The sequence below is a fragment of the Yersinia sp. 2553 StPb PI genome, assembly GCF_052217105.1.
GTDB lineage: Bacteria > Pseudomonadota > Gammaproteobacteria > Enterobacterales > Enterobacteriaceae > Yersinia > Yersinia enterocolitica_E.
The window spans coordinates 1,557,438-1,573,470 of the sequence record NZ_JAZGPX010000002.1 but is presented as its reverse complement, the minus strand read 5'-3'; the positions used below and the strand labels follow the sequence as shown (position 1 = coordinate 1,573,470).

Sequence of the window (16,033 nt, the reverse complement as noted above, 5' to 3'; positions counted from 1 at the left end):
CCCAGACAGTGGAGTTGCAGGGGGCAGCAAACCTACGAATCCCAATGAACTTAGGTTAAGTGATTCGGGTGAGTGGGAGTAGCTAGCAACCCTGCGGCTTCAAGGATGAAGGGTATACTATTATTAGCCCACAGAATTCCAAGAGTTCCCCCATGCATAAAGATAAACATGACGCCGCTGGCTTTATTCCGGTATTTAAGAAATCTTTCCTCCACCCACGGTTTTGGGGGGTATGGTTGGGGGCCGGTTCTATGGCCGCGATGGCTTATGTGCCACCGAAATTCCGCGATCCTTTGTTAGCAGGGATTGGCCGTCTGGCGGGCAAGTTTGCCAAGAGCGCCCGTCGTCGCGCGCGGATTAATCTTCTTTATTGTATGCCAGAGCTGCCGGAAGCTGAGCGCGAACATATCATTGACCAGATGTTTGCCACTGCGGCGCAACCGTTGATGATGATGGCAGAACTGTGCTTTCGTGAACCGAAGAAAGTACTCTCTCGGGTTCATTGGCACGGTTTGGAGATTCTTGACGAGTTGCAGCAGCAGCAGCGTAATGTCATTTTGTTGGTGCCACATGCCTGGTCGATCGATATACCGGCAATGCTGCTCGCAGAACAGGGCAAACCAGTTGCCGGTATGTTCCACCATCAGCGCAATCCGCTAGTTGATTATTTATGGAATAGTGCCCGTTTGCGATTTGGTGGGCGAATTCATGCGCGTGAAAGTGGCATCAAGCCATTTATCAGTTCAGTGCGCCAGGGGTTCTGGGGCTACTATTTGCCGGATGAAGATTATGGCCCTGAGCAAAGTGAATTTGTTGATTTCTTTGCCACCTATAAGGCGACCTTGCCAGCAGTGGGGCGTTTGATGAAAGTATGTCGTGCGGCAATCGTACCGATGTTCCCAGTCTATAATTATCGCGAACACCGCCTTGATATCTATATTCGTCCACCGATGGATGATTTGGCTGATGCTGATGACGCCTATATTGCCCGCCGTATGAATGAAGAAGTTGAGTTGTTGGTCAAACCCAACCCGGAGCAATATACCTGGATTCTTAAGTTGTTGAAAACCCGTAAAGAGGGTGAGATAGAGCCTTATGTTCGTAAGGATATTTAACAGTCGCTATCGTGATTAAACATAAAAAAGCCCGCACATTTTAGTCGCGGGCTTTTGCATTTATTGGCTACAGCAAACTACTCAACACGTAGGATGCGGCTGGTATTGGTCGTACCAATAGTCCCCATCACATCGCCCTGCGTTACAATAACCAGATCACCTGAGACCAGGAAACCTTTATCTTTCAGTCGGCTGACAGCTTCACTGGCCGCCAGAACACCATCAGTATGGGTATCACAATAAACTGGCGTGACACCACGGTAGATTGCCGTCAGATTTAAAGTATGGTCATGACGCGACATCGCAAAGATAGGCAAACCGGAGCTGATACGGGACATCATCAGTGCCGTACGGCCAGATTCGGTCATGGCGATAATGGCCGTGATACCTTTCAGGTGGTTTGCTGCATACATGGTCGACATCGCGATAGCTTCTTCGACATTGTCGAATTGCACATCAAGGCGGTGTTTAGACACATTGATACTTGGGATCTTCTCCGCACCCAGACAAACTCGTGCCATAGCAGCAACAGTTTCTGCTGGATACTGACCGGCAGCGGTTTCTGCTGACAACATAACAGCGTCAGTACCATCTAGCACGGCGTTAGCAACGTCCATCACTTCCGCACGGGTTGGCATCGGGTTGGTTATCATTGACTCCATCATTTGAGTCGCGGTGATAACCGCACGGTTAAGCTGACGAGCACGGCGGATCAGTTTCTTCTGAATTCCCACCAGCTCTGGGTCACCAATTTCTACCCCCAAATCACCACGGGCAACCATCACTACATCAGAGGCCAGGATGATATCATCCATAGCTTCATCGGTTGCAACCGCTTCAGCACGCTCAACTTTTGCCACGATTTGTGCATTACAGCCAGCATCACGCGCCAAACGGCGGGCATAATGCAAATCTTCGCCAGTCCGTGGGAACGAAACAGCCAGGAAGTCCACCCCGATTTTAGCGGCGGTAATAATATCGGCTTTGTCTTTTTCTGTCAGCGCTTCTGCCGACAGACCGCCACCGAGCTTATTAATGCCCTTATTATTGGAGAGAGGGCCACCGACAGTAACTTCGGTGAACACTTTCATGCCCTGGACTTCAATGACTTTTAATTGTACCCGGCCATCATCCAGCAGCAAAATATCACCAGGAACCACATCAGCGGGTAGGCCTTTGTAATCGATACCGACTTTGTCTTTATCACCTTCGCCTTTTGCCATATTGGCATCGAGCAAGAATTTATCATGTACGTTAAGGAATACTTTGCCTTCCTTAAAAGTAGATACCCGGATTTTAGGACCTTGCAAATCGCCAAGAATAGCAACATGGCGCCCTAATCTTGCAGCGATCTCACGGACTTTATTGGCCCGCAACTCATGATCTTCGGCGCTACCATGGGAAAAATTCAGGCGGACTACGTTAGCACCAGCAGCAATAATCTTTTCCAGATTATTGTCGCGGTCGGTAGCCGGCCCCAGTGTAGTAACAATCTTGGTCCTTCTGAGCCGTCTGGACATCTCTTACTCCGTTGACTGATGAAGCATGGTGTTGTTAAAACAGCGGATAATGAATCCGATAGTAAAATGTAATTAAGATCAAATTTTACGACGACATGCGATACGATAACCCTGTTTTACCACACAGCGCCATGCATGTTATCCGCTTGCGGATGTAAAACGATTGATGCATAAATGGCCCCATCCGAGCACCACCAATACATCAATGACAACATTACAAAAGCGAGCTATTTACCCCTTATCGGTTTTGGTAACGTTTACCGCCGCCATACAAGGACTATTTTCCAATAATACGTCAAATTATTACTCCAGAAGATGCGCTAACACAAAACAAAGCGACTTCTGCCCTTGACGTTATTCACCGCTGTTGACGCGCGGCGAACCTTTATCAAAGCGCGATTCTTTCAAGGCGTCTTTCACACGTTTCAGGTTATCCCTGAATTTTGCTCCACGCCGTAGGGTAAACCCGGTTGCCAGCACATCAATTAATGTCAATTGAGCAATACGGGAGACCATCGGCATGTACATATCAGTATCTTCCGGCACATCCAGCAGCAGTGATAGTGTTGCTTCATTTGCCAGCGGTGTATCACGCGAGGTGATAGCAATCACTGTGGCATCGTTTTCACGGGCTAAGTGGGCCAACTCGACCAGGTTTTTCGTCCGGCCAGTGTGAGAGATCAATACCACTACATCACCCTCACTGGAATTCATACAACTCATACGTTGCATAACGATGTCATCGAAATAAATTACCGGAATATTGAAACGGAAAAATTTATTCATCGCATCGTGAGCAACCGCGGCAGAGGCGCCAAGGCCAAAGAACGAAATTTTCTTCGCCTGAGTCAGTAAATCTACTGCCCGATTAATGGCCGCAATATCTAAATTGTTTTTCGCCATATCCAAGCTGGCCATGGTCGATTCGAAAATTTTTGTCGTGTAAGCAGCTACACTATCATCTTCTTCGACATTGCGGTTCACATAAGGTGTGCCATTTGCCAGACTTTGCGCCAAATGCAGTTTAAAATCAGGGAAACCTTTGGTGTCCAGTCGGCGGCAAAAACGGTTAACCGTCGGTTCGCTAACGTTCGCCATTTTGGCTAGTGTCGCGATACTTGAATGGATGGCAGTTTGTGGGGAGGCGAGGATCACCTCGGCGACTTTCCTTTCTGATTTGCTCAGGAGGTCCAGACTATTTTGGATATTTTCCAGCGTATTCATATATCGAGAGTCACCCATGGGTTTTACCGATTTCATTTAAAGGAGAAATCTATGCCGGTTTAATGAAAATATACTACGAGCTGGGACCCGTTGGCAGTGGCATAGGGTGGGAAGTAAGGTTTTTTCACCAGAATATGACCTGTGTCTAATTTTCATAATGGTAAATAGTTGTCAAAAACGTCATAAAATTACATTTTAAAGTTGCACGGCCTGATTTGGCGCGGCTTGGCACCCTGATGGATGTTTTTTAACCTTTTTTGCTCTGCTTTTATCTGGGTTTACTGGCTATAGTCAAAGAGAGTACATTAGTAATGTAAGAAAATTACAAATATCCTGCAACGAGGAGAATAACATGGCGGTAACTAATACAGCCCAGGCAGCCCAGGCGTGTGATCTGGTGATTTTCGGCGCTAAGGGAGACTTGGCTCGCCGGAAACTGCTGCCTTCCCTTTACCAATTAGAGAAAGCGGGTCACATCCACCCAGATACTCGCATCATCGGCGTAGGCCGTGCCGAGTGGGACAAAGACGCGTACACAGCCGTGGTAAAGGAAGCCCTCGATACCTTTATGAAAGAGAAGATGGATGATGAATTGTGGCAAAAGCTCAGTTCTCGTCTCGACTTCTGTAATTTGGATGTCAATGACAGCAAACACTTTGCCAAATTGGGCAAGATGCTGGATCAAAAAAATCGTACCACCATTAACTACTTTGCCATGCCGCCCGATACGTTTGGTGCAATTTGTAAAGGATTGGGCGAAGCAGGGCTGAATAAAGAGCCTGCTCGTGTGGTAATGGAAAAACCGTTAGGGAAGGATTTGGTCTCTTCTCGGGTGATTAACGATCAAGTGGCAGAATATTTCAACGAGTGTCAGGTTTACCGTATCGACCACTATTTAGGTAAAGAGACAGTACTGAACCTGTTGGCTCTGCGTTTTGCTAACTCACTGTTTGCTTCTAACTGGGATAATCGCACTATTGACCATGTGCAGATCACGGTTGCCGAAGAGGTCGGGATTGAAGGGCGCTGGGGCTATTTTGATGAAGCCGGCCAGATGCGTGACATGATCCAGAACCATCTGCTGCAAATCCTGACCATGATTGCCATGTCACCGCCAGCAGATCTCAGTACTGACCGAATTCGTGATGAAAAAGTGAAAGTACTGCGATCATTGCGCCGTATCGACCACACCAATGTGCGGGAAACCACAGTACGTGGTCAGTATACCGCCGGTTTTGTCCAGGGTAATAAAGTACCCGGCTATCTGGAAGAGGAAGGGGCGAATAAGAACAGCAACACTGAAACGTTTGTTTCTATCCGTGTCGATATTGATGACTGGCGTTGGGCTGGGGTGCCGTTCTATTTGAGAACCGGCAAACGCCTGCCAACAAAATGTTCTGAAGTGGTGGTTTACTTTAAAAATCCGGCACTGAATCTGTTCCGCGAGTCTTATCAGCAATTGCCTCAAAACAAGCTGACGATCCGCTTGCAACCGGATGAAGGTATCGAGATTGAAGTGCTGAATAAAGTGCCAGGTCTGGAGCATAAACACCGTCTGCAAACCACAAAGCTGGACCTCAGCTTCTCCAAAACCTTTAACGAGCAGCATATTGCTGATGCCTACGAACGTCTGTTGCTGGAGACCATGCGTGGTATTCAGGCACTGTTTGTGCGCCGTGATGAGGTTGAGGAAGCGTGGAAATGGGTCGATTCCATTATGGATGCATGGGCGGCTGATAATGACGCACCTAAGCCATATCAATCTGGAACCTGGGGGCCGGTGGCATCCGTTGCCATGATTACCCGCGACGGTCGTTCATGGAATGAGTTCGAATAAATATTTAGGTTATGACTATACCCTAAATAATTCGAGTTGCAGGAAGGCGGCAAGCGAGAGACAAATCGGTCGGGAAGCGATTTGAACAGTATTTATGCTAGCCCGTAGGATGAGGCTCATTAACCCCGATGAGCTTACATCAGTAAGTGACTCGGGTTATTGAGCGTAGCCAACGTACATGCAGCTTGAAGTATGACGGGTATATTCCCGATAACAGCGCCTCACCTAGGCGCAATAATAAAGAGTCGTTAGCTGGCTCGCATTGTGATTCTTTATGGCAGACAGAAGCAGGAATACATGTTCTGCCTGCCATATTTCAACTGGCACCCTCGGGTGAGTACATGCCAATCGGCATAAGTGGAGATAACAACTGATGAAAAGCTGGAAAACGAGCGCAGAACAGATCATGACCGCAGGCCCCGTGGTCCCGGTGATTGTGATTAATAAGCTCGAGCAGGCGGTACCGTTGGCAAAAGCCCTGGTGGCTGGCGGTGTTCGGGTGCTGGAAGTGACGTTGCGCACCCCTTGTGCTGTTGAGGCTATCCGTGCTATCGCAAAAGAAGTTCCTGAGGCGATTGTCGGCGCAGGTACTGTGCTCAATCCACAGCAGTTGGCTGATGTGGTTGAGGCTGGCGCGCAATTTGCTATCAGCCCAGGGCTGACTGATGAATTACTTAAGGCAGCCACTGCAGGCTCAATCCCATTAATTCCTGGGATCAGCACCGTTTCAGAACTGATGCTGGGTATGAGTTATGGCCTGCGTGAGTTTAAATTCTTCCCGGCAGAAGCTAACGGTGGTGTTAAAGCATTGCAAGCCATCGGCGGCCCATTCTCGCAAGTGCGTTTCTGCCCAACCGGCGGCATTACCCCGAATAACTACCGTGATTACCTGGCGCTGAAAAGCGTATTGTGTATTGGCGGTTCATGGTTGGTTCCGGCAGATGCGCTGGAAAAAGGGGACTACGCTCGTATTACTGAATTAGCCAAACAAGCCGTGGCGGGTGCAACAGCATAAGCTGTTCTAACCTCCTGAACTGACGAGATAATTCGCATAATCTCGTCAAACTATAAACCTCTGCCATGCAGGGGTTTTGTTTTTTTAGAACCACTAACTTATTATTTTATAATCTCTTTTTTTAAACTATTTATAAAATTGATGGTTTGCTTTATAAAATTGGCTGTGGTAAAAATACAGCAGTGAATTATTCCATTTTGATGAGGGTTTTAGGCGTATCACACTAGGTTTGGCAAACAAGTATGTAGCTAAAGCATGTGTGGCTAAAAAAAAGAGATATATTATGATTAAAACTAATGGAATTACTTTCAAACCTTCTGCCTGTCAACTTTTCCTGTCAGCCATTCTGGCCAGTGAGCATCACTGGTGTAGCGAGCTGTAGCGTCTTTATTCTTCCATCTTAAATACCCGTCATACTTCATGCTGCATGTGCGTTGGCTGCGTTCAATCACCCGAATCACTTACTGATGTAAGCTCATCGGGGGTCTCTTGCTTAGCGCCTTCCGGCAATTCGAATTATTTAGGGTATAAAAAAGTTTATACGCCAAGTGAGTTTCTATTTCTTACGGCCTGCGCATGTCTATTCCTTGTGAATAGGGCATCAAATTAGGATAACCGTAACAAATAGACCTTAGCGTGCGTTTTACCCGTCACTTTTCAAATAGCAGGGATGTTGGCCACTTATTACTCGGCCGTCCATGGGCCTCGCCTCTTTGAGGTCGCTGCTTGCACTTTGAAATCGATAGGGTAGCTGTGTTAGGAGAAGAATGATGATTTATTGGATATTTTTAGGTTTAGCGATTGTCGCAGAAATTATCGGCACGTTATCAATGAAATATGCCAGTGTCAGTGGTGAAATGACCGGGCATATCGTGATGTATTTTATGATAACCGGTTCATACATTTTACTGGCTCTGGCAGTGAAGAAAGTCGCGCTAGGCGTGGCCTATGCCCTGTGGGAAGGGATTGGCATCCTGATTATTACTGTGTTTAGCGTGCTGTGGTTTGATGAAAGCTTATCACCACTGAAAATTGCCGGTTTAGTGACCTTGATCGGCGGCATAATGTTAGTGAAGTCAGGGACGCGTAAGCCGAAGAAACCAAGCAGTCCGCACAACAATTCAGGTGAGCAGCATGCAACAGCTTGAGTTTTACCATATTGCGTTTCTGATTTTGGCGGTCATCCTGGAAATCATTGCCAATATCTTGCTGAAAATGTCAGATGGTTTTCGCCGAGTATGGTTAGGCATATTATCACTGCTGTCAGTGTTAGGGGCATTCAGTGCTTTGGCACAAGCAGTGAAAGGCATTGAATTATCAGTGGCTTATGCCTTGTGGGGCGGGTTCGGTATTGCCGCCACCGTGGCCGCAGGTTGGATTTTGTTTAATCAGCGACTGAACTATAAAGGCTGGATCGGCCTGATTTTGCTACTGGCTGGCATGGTGATGATTAAGCTGTCCTGATATCCCCTTTGTACTTGAAGCTGCAGGGGTGTTGGCTGCGCGCGCAAACCCGAATCACTTACCGGTGTAAGCTCATCGGGAATTGTTTGCTGGCAGCCTACCTGCAACTCCAATTACTTTGGGTATATCGAGTGACAGTTTTTAATCGAAGCTGATAAGCGGGGAAATGTACTGAATGGGTCCTTATTTGTTTAAAATACAAGGGGCGCGAGCCGTCAGAGTGCCCATCAGTGCAGTCGCCCCGCAGATCGCAAAATCAAATAGCCGCAATAATTTTGATTTCAACTTTGTACTTCGGATTCATCAATTTGGCTTCGACGGTACAACGCACTGGCGCATTGCCATCAACCACCCAGGCATCCCACGCCGCATTCATCGCCGCGAAGTCCGCACTGTCTGCCAGAAAAATGGTGGCATCCAAAATACGGCTTTTATCTGAACCGAGCTGATTCAACATCATATCTATTGCAGCCAGTGTGTTGGCAGTTTGCGCCGTGGCGTCTGCATCCAGATTTTCCGGTACGCTGGTGTAATAGATAGTGTTGTTAAATACCACAGCATCTGACCAACGTTTTTCTGGATTAATTCGTTCAATACTCATTTTCACTCCCTTGTGTGAATGTCAATGTCAGTTATCAGTAGTAGGGTAGCATAGCTTATGATGAGAATGTGTGGTCGCGGGGCGATAGGCTTGGCATAATCACCGCTGATTTCGCCCGGAAGAGAACGCGTGACAGACGATTTTGCAACAGATGGCGCATTAGCGCAGGCCATTACAGGTTTTAACCCCCGAGAGTCTCAGCGCCGAATGGCGGCGGCCATCAGTGAATCTATTGATGCCAAACAACAATTGGTGGTAGAGGCAGGTACCGGTACCGGTAAAACATTTGCCTATTTGGCGCCCGCACTGCGTGCTGATTGCAAAGTGATTATCTCCACAGGTTCGAAAGCGTTACAAGATCAGCTCTATTCGCGTGACTTACCCACGGTAGCGACTGCTCTCAAATACAAAGGGAAGCTGGCCTTATTAAAGGGGCGCTCAAACTATCTTTGTCTGGAACGACTTGAACAGCAATCATTGGCCGGGGGTGAATTAGCCAGTGAGACATTGGTTGATTTGGTTCGTTTGCGTGGCTGGTCAGCCGAAACCATCGATGGTGATATCAGTACCTGTGGCCAGGTGGCTGAGGATAGCTTTGTCTGGCCGTTGGTCACCAGTACCAATGATAACTGTCTGGGTAGTGATTGCCCGCTGTATAAAGATTGTTTTGTGGTCAAAGCCCGCCGTAAGGCGATGGATGCAGATATAGTGGTGGTGAACCACCATCTGTTCTTGGCGGATATGGTGGTGAAAGAGAGCGGTTTTGCCGAACTGATCCCCACCGCAGATGTGATGATTTTCGATGAAGCCCACCAGATCCCCGATATTGCCAGCCAATACTTTGGTCAGCAACTGACCAGTAGACAACTAATGGATTTGGCAAAAGATATTATTATTGCCTATCGCACCGAAGTGCGTGACTCCGCTCAATTGCAAAAAAGCGCCGACCGTCTGACGCAAAGCACGCAAGATTTCCGTCTGGTGCTCGGCGACCCGGGATATCGCGGCAATTTACGTGATGTACTGGAACAACCGGCGATTCAGCGGGCGTTGCTGTTGCTCGATGATGCGCTGGAGTTGTGTTATGACGTGATGAAGCTTTCCCTTGGCCGTTCAGCCATGCTGGATGCTGCTTTTGAACGTGCAACGGTGTATCGCAACCGCCTTAAGCGTTTAAAAGATGTCACTACACCCGGCTACAGCTATTGGTATGAGTGTAATTCACGCCATTTCGTACTGGCGTTGACACCGTTGTCGGTTTCTGATCGTTTTCGTGAGCTGATAGAAGAAAAACCGGGAAGCTGGATTTTTACCTCTGCCACACTGTCGGTTAATGATCAGTTATCACATTTCACCTCAAGGTTGGGGCTAACGAACGCCAAAACGCTACTCCTGCCCAGTCCGTTTGATTACGCCAATCAGGCATTACTCTGTGTGCCACGCAATTTGCCTTCGGCAAATGAACCTGGGGCTGCCCGTAAACTGGCGGTGATGCTAAAGCCACTGATTGATGCCAATAAAGGGCGTTGCTTCTTTTTGTGTACCTCACACCAGATGATGCGTGGTTTAGCCGAAGAGTTCCGCGCCAGCATGACGCTACCTGTTTTGGTGCAAGGCGAAACCAGCAAGGGGCAGTTGCTGGCACAGTTTGTAGCAGCAGGCAATGCACTGCTGGTGGCGACCAGCAGTTTCTGGGAAGGGGTGGATGTGCGGGGCGACGCGTTATCTTGTGTCATCATCGACAAATTGCCGTTTACCTCACCGGATGACCCTTTGTTGAAAGCCCGCATCGAAGATTGCCGTCTACGTGGTGGTGACCCGTTCAATGATGTGCAATTGCCTGATGCCGTTATTACCTTGAAACAAGGTGTGGGGCGTTTGATTCGTGACATCGACGATCGCGGCGTGCTGGTTATCTGTGATAATCGCCTGGTGATGCGCCCTTATGGCGCGATGTTCCTTAATAGTCTCCCGCCAGCACCCCGCACCCGTGATTTGGCGAAAGCCATCGCTTTTCTCAAGCAACGCGATTAAGGGAAAAGCGAGGAGGGGTGTGCTATCATGCGCGCCCTGTATTGAATTCATACTCTTTTCCTGCCGAGGTTGGCATGTCCACGCGAATTTTAGCGATCGATACCGCAACAGAAGCATGTTCTGTTGCATTGTGGAATAACGGCGAAGTTCAGGCGTTGTTTGAGCTTTGTCCACGGGAACACACCCAACGAATCTTACCGATGGTGCAGCAAGTACTGGCTGAATCAGGTTTATCACTGACGCAACTCGATGCATTGGCCTTTGGCCGTGGCCCTGGTAGCTTTACCGGTGTCCGTATTGGTATCGGTATTGGTCAGGGATTGGCTCTGGGCGCAGACTTACCAATGATAGGTATTTCCACCTTACAGACCATGGCTCAGGGGGCATTCCGTCTGACAGGCGCGTCTCGCGTATTGGCTGCGATTGATGCCCGCATGGGGGAAGTCTATTGGGGTGAGTTTGAGCGTGACGCACAAGGCGATTGGCTTGGTGAACAGACTGAGGCAGTAATGACGCCGGCACAAGTCTTGGCACACGCGCCATCACTGAGCGGCCATTGGGCCACAGTAGGCACTGGCTGGCAGACGTATCCTGATCTGGTTAGCAGCGATAACGTGGTGCTGGCTGACGGGCAGATGCTACTGCCGCAGGCAGAGGATATGTTGCCACTGGCATTATCATCATGGGCGAACGGGCGGATAGTGAGTGTGGAAAATGCCGAGCCAGTGTATCTGAGAAATGAAGTGACCTGGAAAAAACTGCCAGGCCGTTAGAACTGCACTGCGCCACGGAAATGTGAAAAATTAACGATATAGCAACTTGTCATCCTGTTTAGAGTCTAAAATATTCAGATAGCTATAGATATGATAAGGAGCAGCACACTATGGCGATAAATACGTCAACAACTCAATCTATAAAGAATAGAAGCCGTAAATGGACGTGTGGCTGGCTAGGATTGGGCGTTTTGCTTCTGTCCGGCTGTGTTACTGTCCCGCCTGCTATTCAGGGTACCACTGCGACGCCGCAGCAAAATCTTAATTTGGTTCGAACCGATCCGAAGGTCTTTATAGGCCAGGAGGCGCGTTTTGGTGGGACCGTCATCAATGTGGCCAACGAAGCGCATCGCACCCGGCTTGAAATTGCCAGCGTACCCTTAGACTCGGGTGCCAGACCTATTTTGGGGGAGCCGTCGCAAGGGCGAGTGATAGCCTATGTTAATGGTTTCCTTGAGCCAGTTGATTTTCGTGGTCACCTGGTGACCGTGGTTGGGCCGATTACCGGTGTTGAAGCCGGTAAAATTGGGATGACGCCGTATGACTTTGTGGTGATAAATGCCACAGGTTACAAACGTTGGAATCTTGCACAACAAGTGATGATGCCACCGGCAATGGGCCCGTGGGGTTACCACAACCCTGGGATGTGGGGGCCGGGATGGGGTGGTTGGTACAACCCGGGACCAGCACAGATTCAAACTATTGTTACGGAGTAGGTAGTCTGACCGGTTTCAATTGCTGCCAGATGTTAGGGTGTAATGGCATGAAGGGCGCTGAATTCAGCGCCTTTTTTACGTCGATAAAACATAAAAGATTATATAATCAAAGAGTTATAGTTTTAAATGTTAAAAATCGCCTGTAATATTTTGATTTTATTGAATTTTAATGGGCGGCATTGTCTGCCTTAGTTATTTTTGAGATCTCGGCGCCAGAAAATAGTGACGTATATCCCAACCTCAAAATTGTTTGAAAGCAAACTGGTAAGCTGAGTTAAAATATTGTTAAAGTTCTGGTGTGAATTTGCGTCTTACTCTGGCGATCAATAATAATTTCAGGAGTGCTACCTTGGAAAAAGTATGGCTAAAGCGTTATCCGGCAGATGTCCCCGCAGAGATTGACCCGGATCGCTATTCTTCTTTGGTGGAAATGTTTGAGAACGCCGCACTGCGTTATGCGGACCAACCTGCGTTCATCAATATGGGGGAGGTGATGACCTTCCGTAAGTTGGAAGAGCGTAGCCGTGCTTTCGCCGCCTATCTACAGCAAGGTTTAGGGTTACAAAAAGGTGACCGTGTCGCCTTGATGATGCCCAACCTGCTGCAATATCCCATAGCTTTGTTTGGTATTTTGCGTGCGGGTATGGTGGTGGTGAATGTTAACCCGCTGTATACCCCGCGCGAGTTAGAGCATCAACTGAATGACAGCGGAGCTGTGGCAATCGTTATTGTCTCCAACTTCGCTCACACGCTGGAAAAGATCGTTTTTAAAACCCAAGTCAAACATGTCATCTTAACTCGCATGGGTGATCAGTTGTCGACGGCCAAAGGGACGCTGGTTAATTTCGTGGTGAAATACATCAAGCGACTGGTACCGAAATATTATCTACCCGATGCTATTTCGTTTCGCACTGCGCTACAAAAAGGTCGCCGTCTGCAATATGTTAAGCCGGATATTATCAATACTGACCTGGCATTTTTGCAATATACCGGAGGTACGACGGGGGTGGCGAAAGGCGCAATGCTGACACACCGCAATATGCAGTCGAACCTGGAGCAGGCGAAAGCGGCTTATGCACCTTTGCTGCAACCCGGCCACGAGCTGGTGGTCACGGCGCTCCCCCTCTATCACATATTTGCTTTAACCATGAACTGCCTGCTGTTTATTGAGTTAGGTGGGCGCAGTTTATTGATAACCAATCCGCGTGATATTTCGGGAATGGTAAAAGAGCTAAGTCGTTATCCATTCACCGCCATGACGGGTGTAAATACGTTATTTAATGCTTTGTTGAATAATGAAGAGTTCACCAAGTTAGATTTCTCCACACTGCGCCTTTCTGTGGGTGGCGGCATGCCAGTGCAGAAAGCGGTTGCTGAACGATGGGAAAAACTGACTGGGAAACATCTGCTGGAAGGTTATGGTTTGACCGAGTGCTCGCCGTTAGTGACGGGTAATCCTTATGATTTGAAACACTACAGTGGCAGCATTGGTCTGCCTGTCCCTTCTACCGATGTTCGGCTGGTGGATGATGAGGGTAACGAAGTTGGATTGGGTGAACCGGGTGAACTATGGGTGCGTGGTCCACAAGTTATGTTAGGCTATTGGCAGCGGCCAGAAGCGACGGATGAAGTGCTGAAAGACGGTTGGCTGGCAACTGGCGATATCGCAACCCTTGATGAACAAGGTTTTTTACGTATCGTTGATCGTAAAAAAGATATGATTCTGGTCTCTGGTTTCAACGTCTACCCCAATGAGATTGAAGATGTGGTAGCGTTACATCCGAAAGTGCTGGAATCTGCTGCGGTTGGCGTGCCTAATGAGGTCTCTGGCGAGACGGTAAAACTGTTTGTCGTGAAAAAAGATGCCTCACTGACACCTGAAGAGCTGCTAACCCATTGCCGCCGCTACCTTACAGGGTATAAAGTACCGAAAATAGTAGAGTTCCGCGACGAGTTGCCGAAATCGAATGTCGGCAAAATTTTACGTAGGGAACTGCGTGACGAACAAGTTAAGGCTAAAGGTAGCAACCAAGACGCAGCCTAACTTAACAGCGTCACTCAATCATCATCAACAACGCCGGTCATCGCCGGCGTTGTTGTGTTTGTCATAGACTAACGACCAAGAGAATCACGTTTTGAATTATCAGTTGATCACGACCAATAGTGCGTTGCAGCAGGTCTGCGAACAAGCCCGGACACATGCTCATGTCGCGCTGGATACGGAATTTGTCAGAACGCGCACCTACTATCCTCAGTTGGGCCTGATTCAACTGTATGACGGTGAACAACTTTCACTCATAGACCCCTTGCCCATCACTGAATGGCAACCTTTCAGTGAGCTACTGCAAGATTTGAATGTGGTGAAATATCTGCATGCTGGTAGCGAAGATCTCGAGGTGTTCTTAAATGCCTTTAGCCGGATGCCAACGCCGATGATTGATACTCAGGTATTGGCGGCATTTTCTGGCCGAACCCTGTCTTGCGGTTTTGCCATGCTGGTAAATGAGTTTGAAGGTGTTGAGCTAGATAAAAGTGAATCACGTACCGACTGGATTGCCCGTCCACTCAGTGAAAAACAGTGTGATTATGCCGCCGCTGATGTTTTCTATCTGTTACCTTTGGCAGCTAAATTAGTGGAAGCCACCGAAGCTGCTGGGCGAATGGATGCAGCGATAGATGAATGCCAACTACTGTGTCGCCGTCGCAGTGAAACACTTGACCCTGAGCTGGCCTACCGTGAGATAACCAATGCCTGGCAGTTACGTGGCCATCAGTTGGCATGTTTGCAGAAGCTGGCGGCATGGCGCTTGCGTCAGGCGCGTGAGCGTGATCTGGCGGTTAACTTTGTCGTGCGTGAAGAGAATCTGTGGCAAGTCGCCCGTTATCAGCCAACCTCGCTGGGTGAGTTAGATTCCCTTGGCCTGAGTGGGCAGGAGATTCGCTATCATGGGCGTACCTTGTTGGCGCTGGTGGCTGAGGGGAATGCTGTAACGGAAGAGCAGTTGCCGCAACCGGTAGCTAACCTGATCGACCAACCCGGCTACAAGAAAGTCTTTAAAGATATTAAAGCGTTGATCCAGTCAGTCAGTGAACGTAGTGGACTGAGTGGTGAGTTACTGGCGTCACGTCGTCAAATAAACCAATTACTCAGTTGGCATTGGAAACTAAAATCAACTGACACTCAGCCTGAATTATTAAGTGGCTGGCGGGGCGATTTGTTGTCTACGGAATTGGCTGAGATTTTGAAACAGTATTAATCGATATTCAGAGTGGGGTGGGCTTCACTCTGGGTGTTTCAATTTTAATTCATAAGTACTTTATGACTAATTGAAATAGAGATTAAGATTTTTCTTGTTTCAGTGACAGATATATTGAATAGCACAATGGGCTGGATATATATACAGTTAACTAAATGAAAGTACCCCCTGTAAATAAATACAGGGGGTAGTTATTGCGAAGAAATCATTTAGGCGTTTCTTCCGTTTCCGGTAATGTCACGTTAAGTTCAAGTACCGAAATATCATCCCCTTTCTGCTCGAATTGCACATGCAGCATTTCAGGATCGATCTGTATATATTTACAAATAACCGCCAAAATATCGCGTTTCAAGTCAGGCAAATAATGGGGCTCACTGTCCCCACGACGACGCTCAGCGACGATAATTTGCAGCCGTTCCTTGGCTATATTGGCTGTCGGTTTTTTGCGGGACAGAAAAAAGTCTAACAAAGCCATGG

General features: G+C 48.1%; 14 protein-coding genes. 10 read left to right on the top strand and 4 right to left on the bottom strand.

The window, feature by feature from the left end:
- Nucleotides 1-152 precede the first annotated feature (152 nt).
- Nucleotides 153-1,115: a lauroyl-Kdo(2)-lipid IV(A) myristoyltransferase gene (gene lpxM, locus V2A84_RS08480; RefSeq protein WP_083158996.1), complete on the top strand. Its 963-nt coding sequence runs from the start codon at nt 153-155 to the stop codon at nt 1,113-1,115.
- 77 nt (nt 1,116-1,192) lie between these two features.
- Here the strand turns inward: lpxM and pyk are convergent, their stop codons facing one another.
- Both pyk and V2A84_RS08470 read right to left on the bottom strand, forming a co-directional pair.
- Nucleotides 1,193-2,635 carry a pyruvate kinase gene (gene pyk / locus V2A84_RS08475; protein ID WP_083158995.1) on the bottom strand — a complete coding sequence of 481 codons (1,443 nt, stop codon included), beginning with the start codon at nt 2,633-2,635 and terminating at the stop codon, nt 1,193-1,195.
- Nucleotides 2,636-2,989: 354 nt separating this feature from the next.
- Nucleotides 2,990-3,877 carry a MurR/RpiR family transcriptional regulator gene (locus V2A84_RS08470; protein WP_372558924.1) on the bottom strand — a complete coding sequence of 296 codons (888 nt, stop codon included), beginning with the start codon at nt 3,875-3,877 and terminating at the stop codon, nt 2,990-2,992.
- 334 nt (nt 3,878-4,211) lie between these two features.
- Here V2A84_RS08470 and zwf point away from each other — a divergent pair, with 334 nt between their 5' ends.
- The 4 genes from zwf to mdtI all read left to right on the top strand — a co-directional run bounded on the left by zwf (nt 4,212) and on the right by mdtI (nt 8,175).
- Nucleotides 4,212-5,696 carry a glucose-6-phosphate dehydrogenase gene (gene zwf / locus V2A84_RS08465; protein WP_083158993.1) on the top strand — a complete coding sequence of 495 codons (1,485 nt, stop codon included), beginning with the start codon at nt 4,212-4,214 and terminating at the stop codon, nt 5,694-5,696.
- Nucleotides 5,697-6,069: 373 nt separating this feature from the next.
- Nucleotides 6,070-6,711, top strand: coding sequence for a bifunctional 4-hydroxy-2-oxoglutarate aldolase/2-dehydro-3-deoxy-phosphogluconate aldolase (locus tag V2A84_RS08460; RefSeq protein WP_083158992.1), 642 nt, complete (start codon nt 6,070-6,072; stop codon nt 6,709-6,711).
- Between the two features lie 770 nt (nt 6,712-7,481).
- Nucleotides 7,482-7,859 carry a multidrug/spermidine efflux SMR transporter subunit MdtJ gene (gene mdtJ / locus V2A84_RS08455; RefSeq protein WP_193784816.1) on the top strand — a complete coding sequence of 126 codons (378 nt, stop codon included), beginning with the start codon at nt 7,482-7,484 and terminating at the stop codon, nt 7,857-7,859.
- Nucleotides 7,846-8,175: a multidrug/spermidine efflux SMR transporter subunit MdtI gene (gene mdtI, locus V2A84_RS08450; protein WP_005163022.1), complete on the top strand. Its 330-nt coding sequence runs from the start codon at nt 7,846-7,848 to the stop codon at nt 8,173-8,175. Before mdtJ ends, mdtI begins: the two co-directional genes overlap by 14 nt.
- A gap of 256 nt (nt 8,176-8,431) precedes the next feature.
- Here the strand turns inward: mdtI and V2A84_RS08445 are convergent, their stop codons facing one another.
- Nucleotides 8,432-8,776, bottom strand: a complete 345-nt coding sequence (locus tag V2A84_RS08445) for a RidA family protein (protein WP_083158990.1) — start codon at nt 8,774-8,776, stop codon at nt 8,432-8,434.
- Between the two features lie 129 nt (nt 8,777-8,905).
- Between V2A84_RS08445 and V2A84_RS08440 the strand changes: the two genes are divergently transcribed.
- The 5 genes from V2A84_RS08440 (at nt 8,906) to rnd (ending at nt 15,556) form a co-directional block, all read left to right on the top strand.
- A complete protein-coding gene (locus V2A84_RS08440; protein ID WP_102970416.1) occupies nt 8,906-10,810 on the top strand; it encodes an ATP-dependent DNA helicase in 1,905 nt (634 codons plus the stop codon).
- Between the two features lie 74 nt (nt 10,811-10,884).
- Entirely contained in the window at nt 10,885-11,583 is a 699-nt protein-coding gene (tsaB, locus tag V2A84_RS08435; RefSeq protein ID WP_420073102.1) for a tRNA (adenosine(37)-N6)-threonylcarbamoyltransferase complex dimerization subunit type 1 TsaB, read from the top strand.
- Nucleotides 11,584-11,693: 110 nt separating this feature from the next.
- A complete protein-coding gene (locus V2A84_RS08430; RefSeq protein WP_372569132.1) occupies nt 11,694-12,299 on the top strand; it encodes a Slp family lipoprotein in 606 nt (201 codons plus the stop codon).
- Nucleotides 12,300-12,648: 349 nt separating this feature from the next.
- The gene (fadD, locus tag V2A84_RS08425) at nt 12,649-14,343 is read left to right on the top strand and encodes a long-chain-fatty-acid--CoA ligase FadD (RefSeq protein ID WP_083158988.1); all 1,695 of its coding nucleotides are present in this window, start codon (nt 12,649-12,651) and stop codon (nt 14,341-14,343) included.
- 91 nt (nt 14,344-14,434) lie between these two features.
- A complete protein-coding gene (gene rnd / locus V2A84_RS08420; protein ID WP_442848699.1) occupies nt 14,435-15,556 on the top strand; it encodes a ribonuclease D in 1,122 nt (373 codons plus the stop codon).
- A gap of 205 nt (nt 15,557-15,761) precedes the next feature.
- Here rnd and minE read toward each other — a convergent pair whose 3' ends face one another.
- Nucleotides 15,762-16,031 (bottom strand): cell division topological specificity factor MinE, encoded by a 270-nt coding sequence (minE, locus tag V2A84_RS08415; RefSeq protein ID WP_002211180.1) that lies wholly within the window; start codon nt 16,029-16,031, stop codon nt 15,762-15,764.
- Between the last annotated feature and the right edge of the window lie 2 nt (nt 16,032-16,033).

What these genes read in the sequence shown, in the direction of transcription:
- lpxM (WP_083158996.1), top strand. Translation starts at nt 153, where the DNA reads ATGCATAAAGATAAACATGACGCCGCTGGCTTTATTCCGGTATTTAAG.
- pyk (WP_083158995.1), bottom strand. Translation starts at nt 2,635, where the DNA reads ATGTCCAGACGGCTCAGAAGGACCAAGATTGTTACTACACTGGGGCCG.
- V2A84_RS08470 (WP_372558924.1), bottom strand. Translation starts at nt 3,877, where the DNA reads ATGGGTGACTCTCGATATATGAATACGCTGGAAAATATCCAAAATAGT.
- zwf (WP_083158993.1), top strand. Translation starts at nt 4,212, where the DNA reads ATGGCGGTAACTAATACAGCCCAGGCAGCCCAGGCGTGTGATCTGGTG.
- V2A84_RS08460 (WP_083158992.1), top strand. Translation starts at nt 6,070, where the DNA reads ATGAAAAGCTGGAAAACGAGCGCAGAACAGATCATGACCGCAGGCCCC.
- mdtJ (WP_193784816.1), top strand. Translation starts at nt 7,482, where the DNA reads ATGATTTATTGGATATTTTTAGGTTTAGCGATTGTCGCAGAAATTATC.
- mdtI (WP_005163022.1), top strand. Translation starts at nt 7,846, where the DNA reads ATGCAACAGCTTGAGTTTTACCATATTGCGTTTCTGATTTTGGCGGTC.
- V2A84_RS08445 (WP_083158990.1), bottom strand. Translation starts at nt 8,776, where the DNA reads ATGAGTATTGAACGAATTAATCCAGAAAAACGTTGGTCAGATGCTGTG.
- tsaB (WP_420073102.1), top strand. Translation starts at nt 10,885, where the DNA reads ATGTCCACGCGAATTTTAGCGATCGATACCGCAACAGAAGCATGTTCT.
- V2A84_RS08430 (WP_372569132.1), top strand. Translation starts at nt 11,694, where the DNA reads ATGGCGATAAATACGTCAACAACTCAATCTATAAAGAATAGAAGCCGT.
- minE (WP_002211180.1), bottom strand. Translation starts at nt 16,031, where the DNA reads ATGGCTTTGTTAGACTTTTTTCTGTCCCGCAAAAAACCGACAGCCAAT.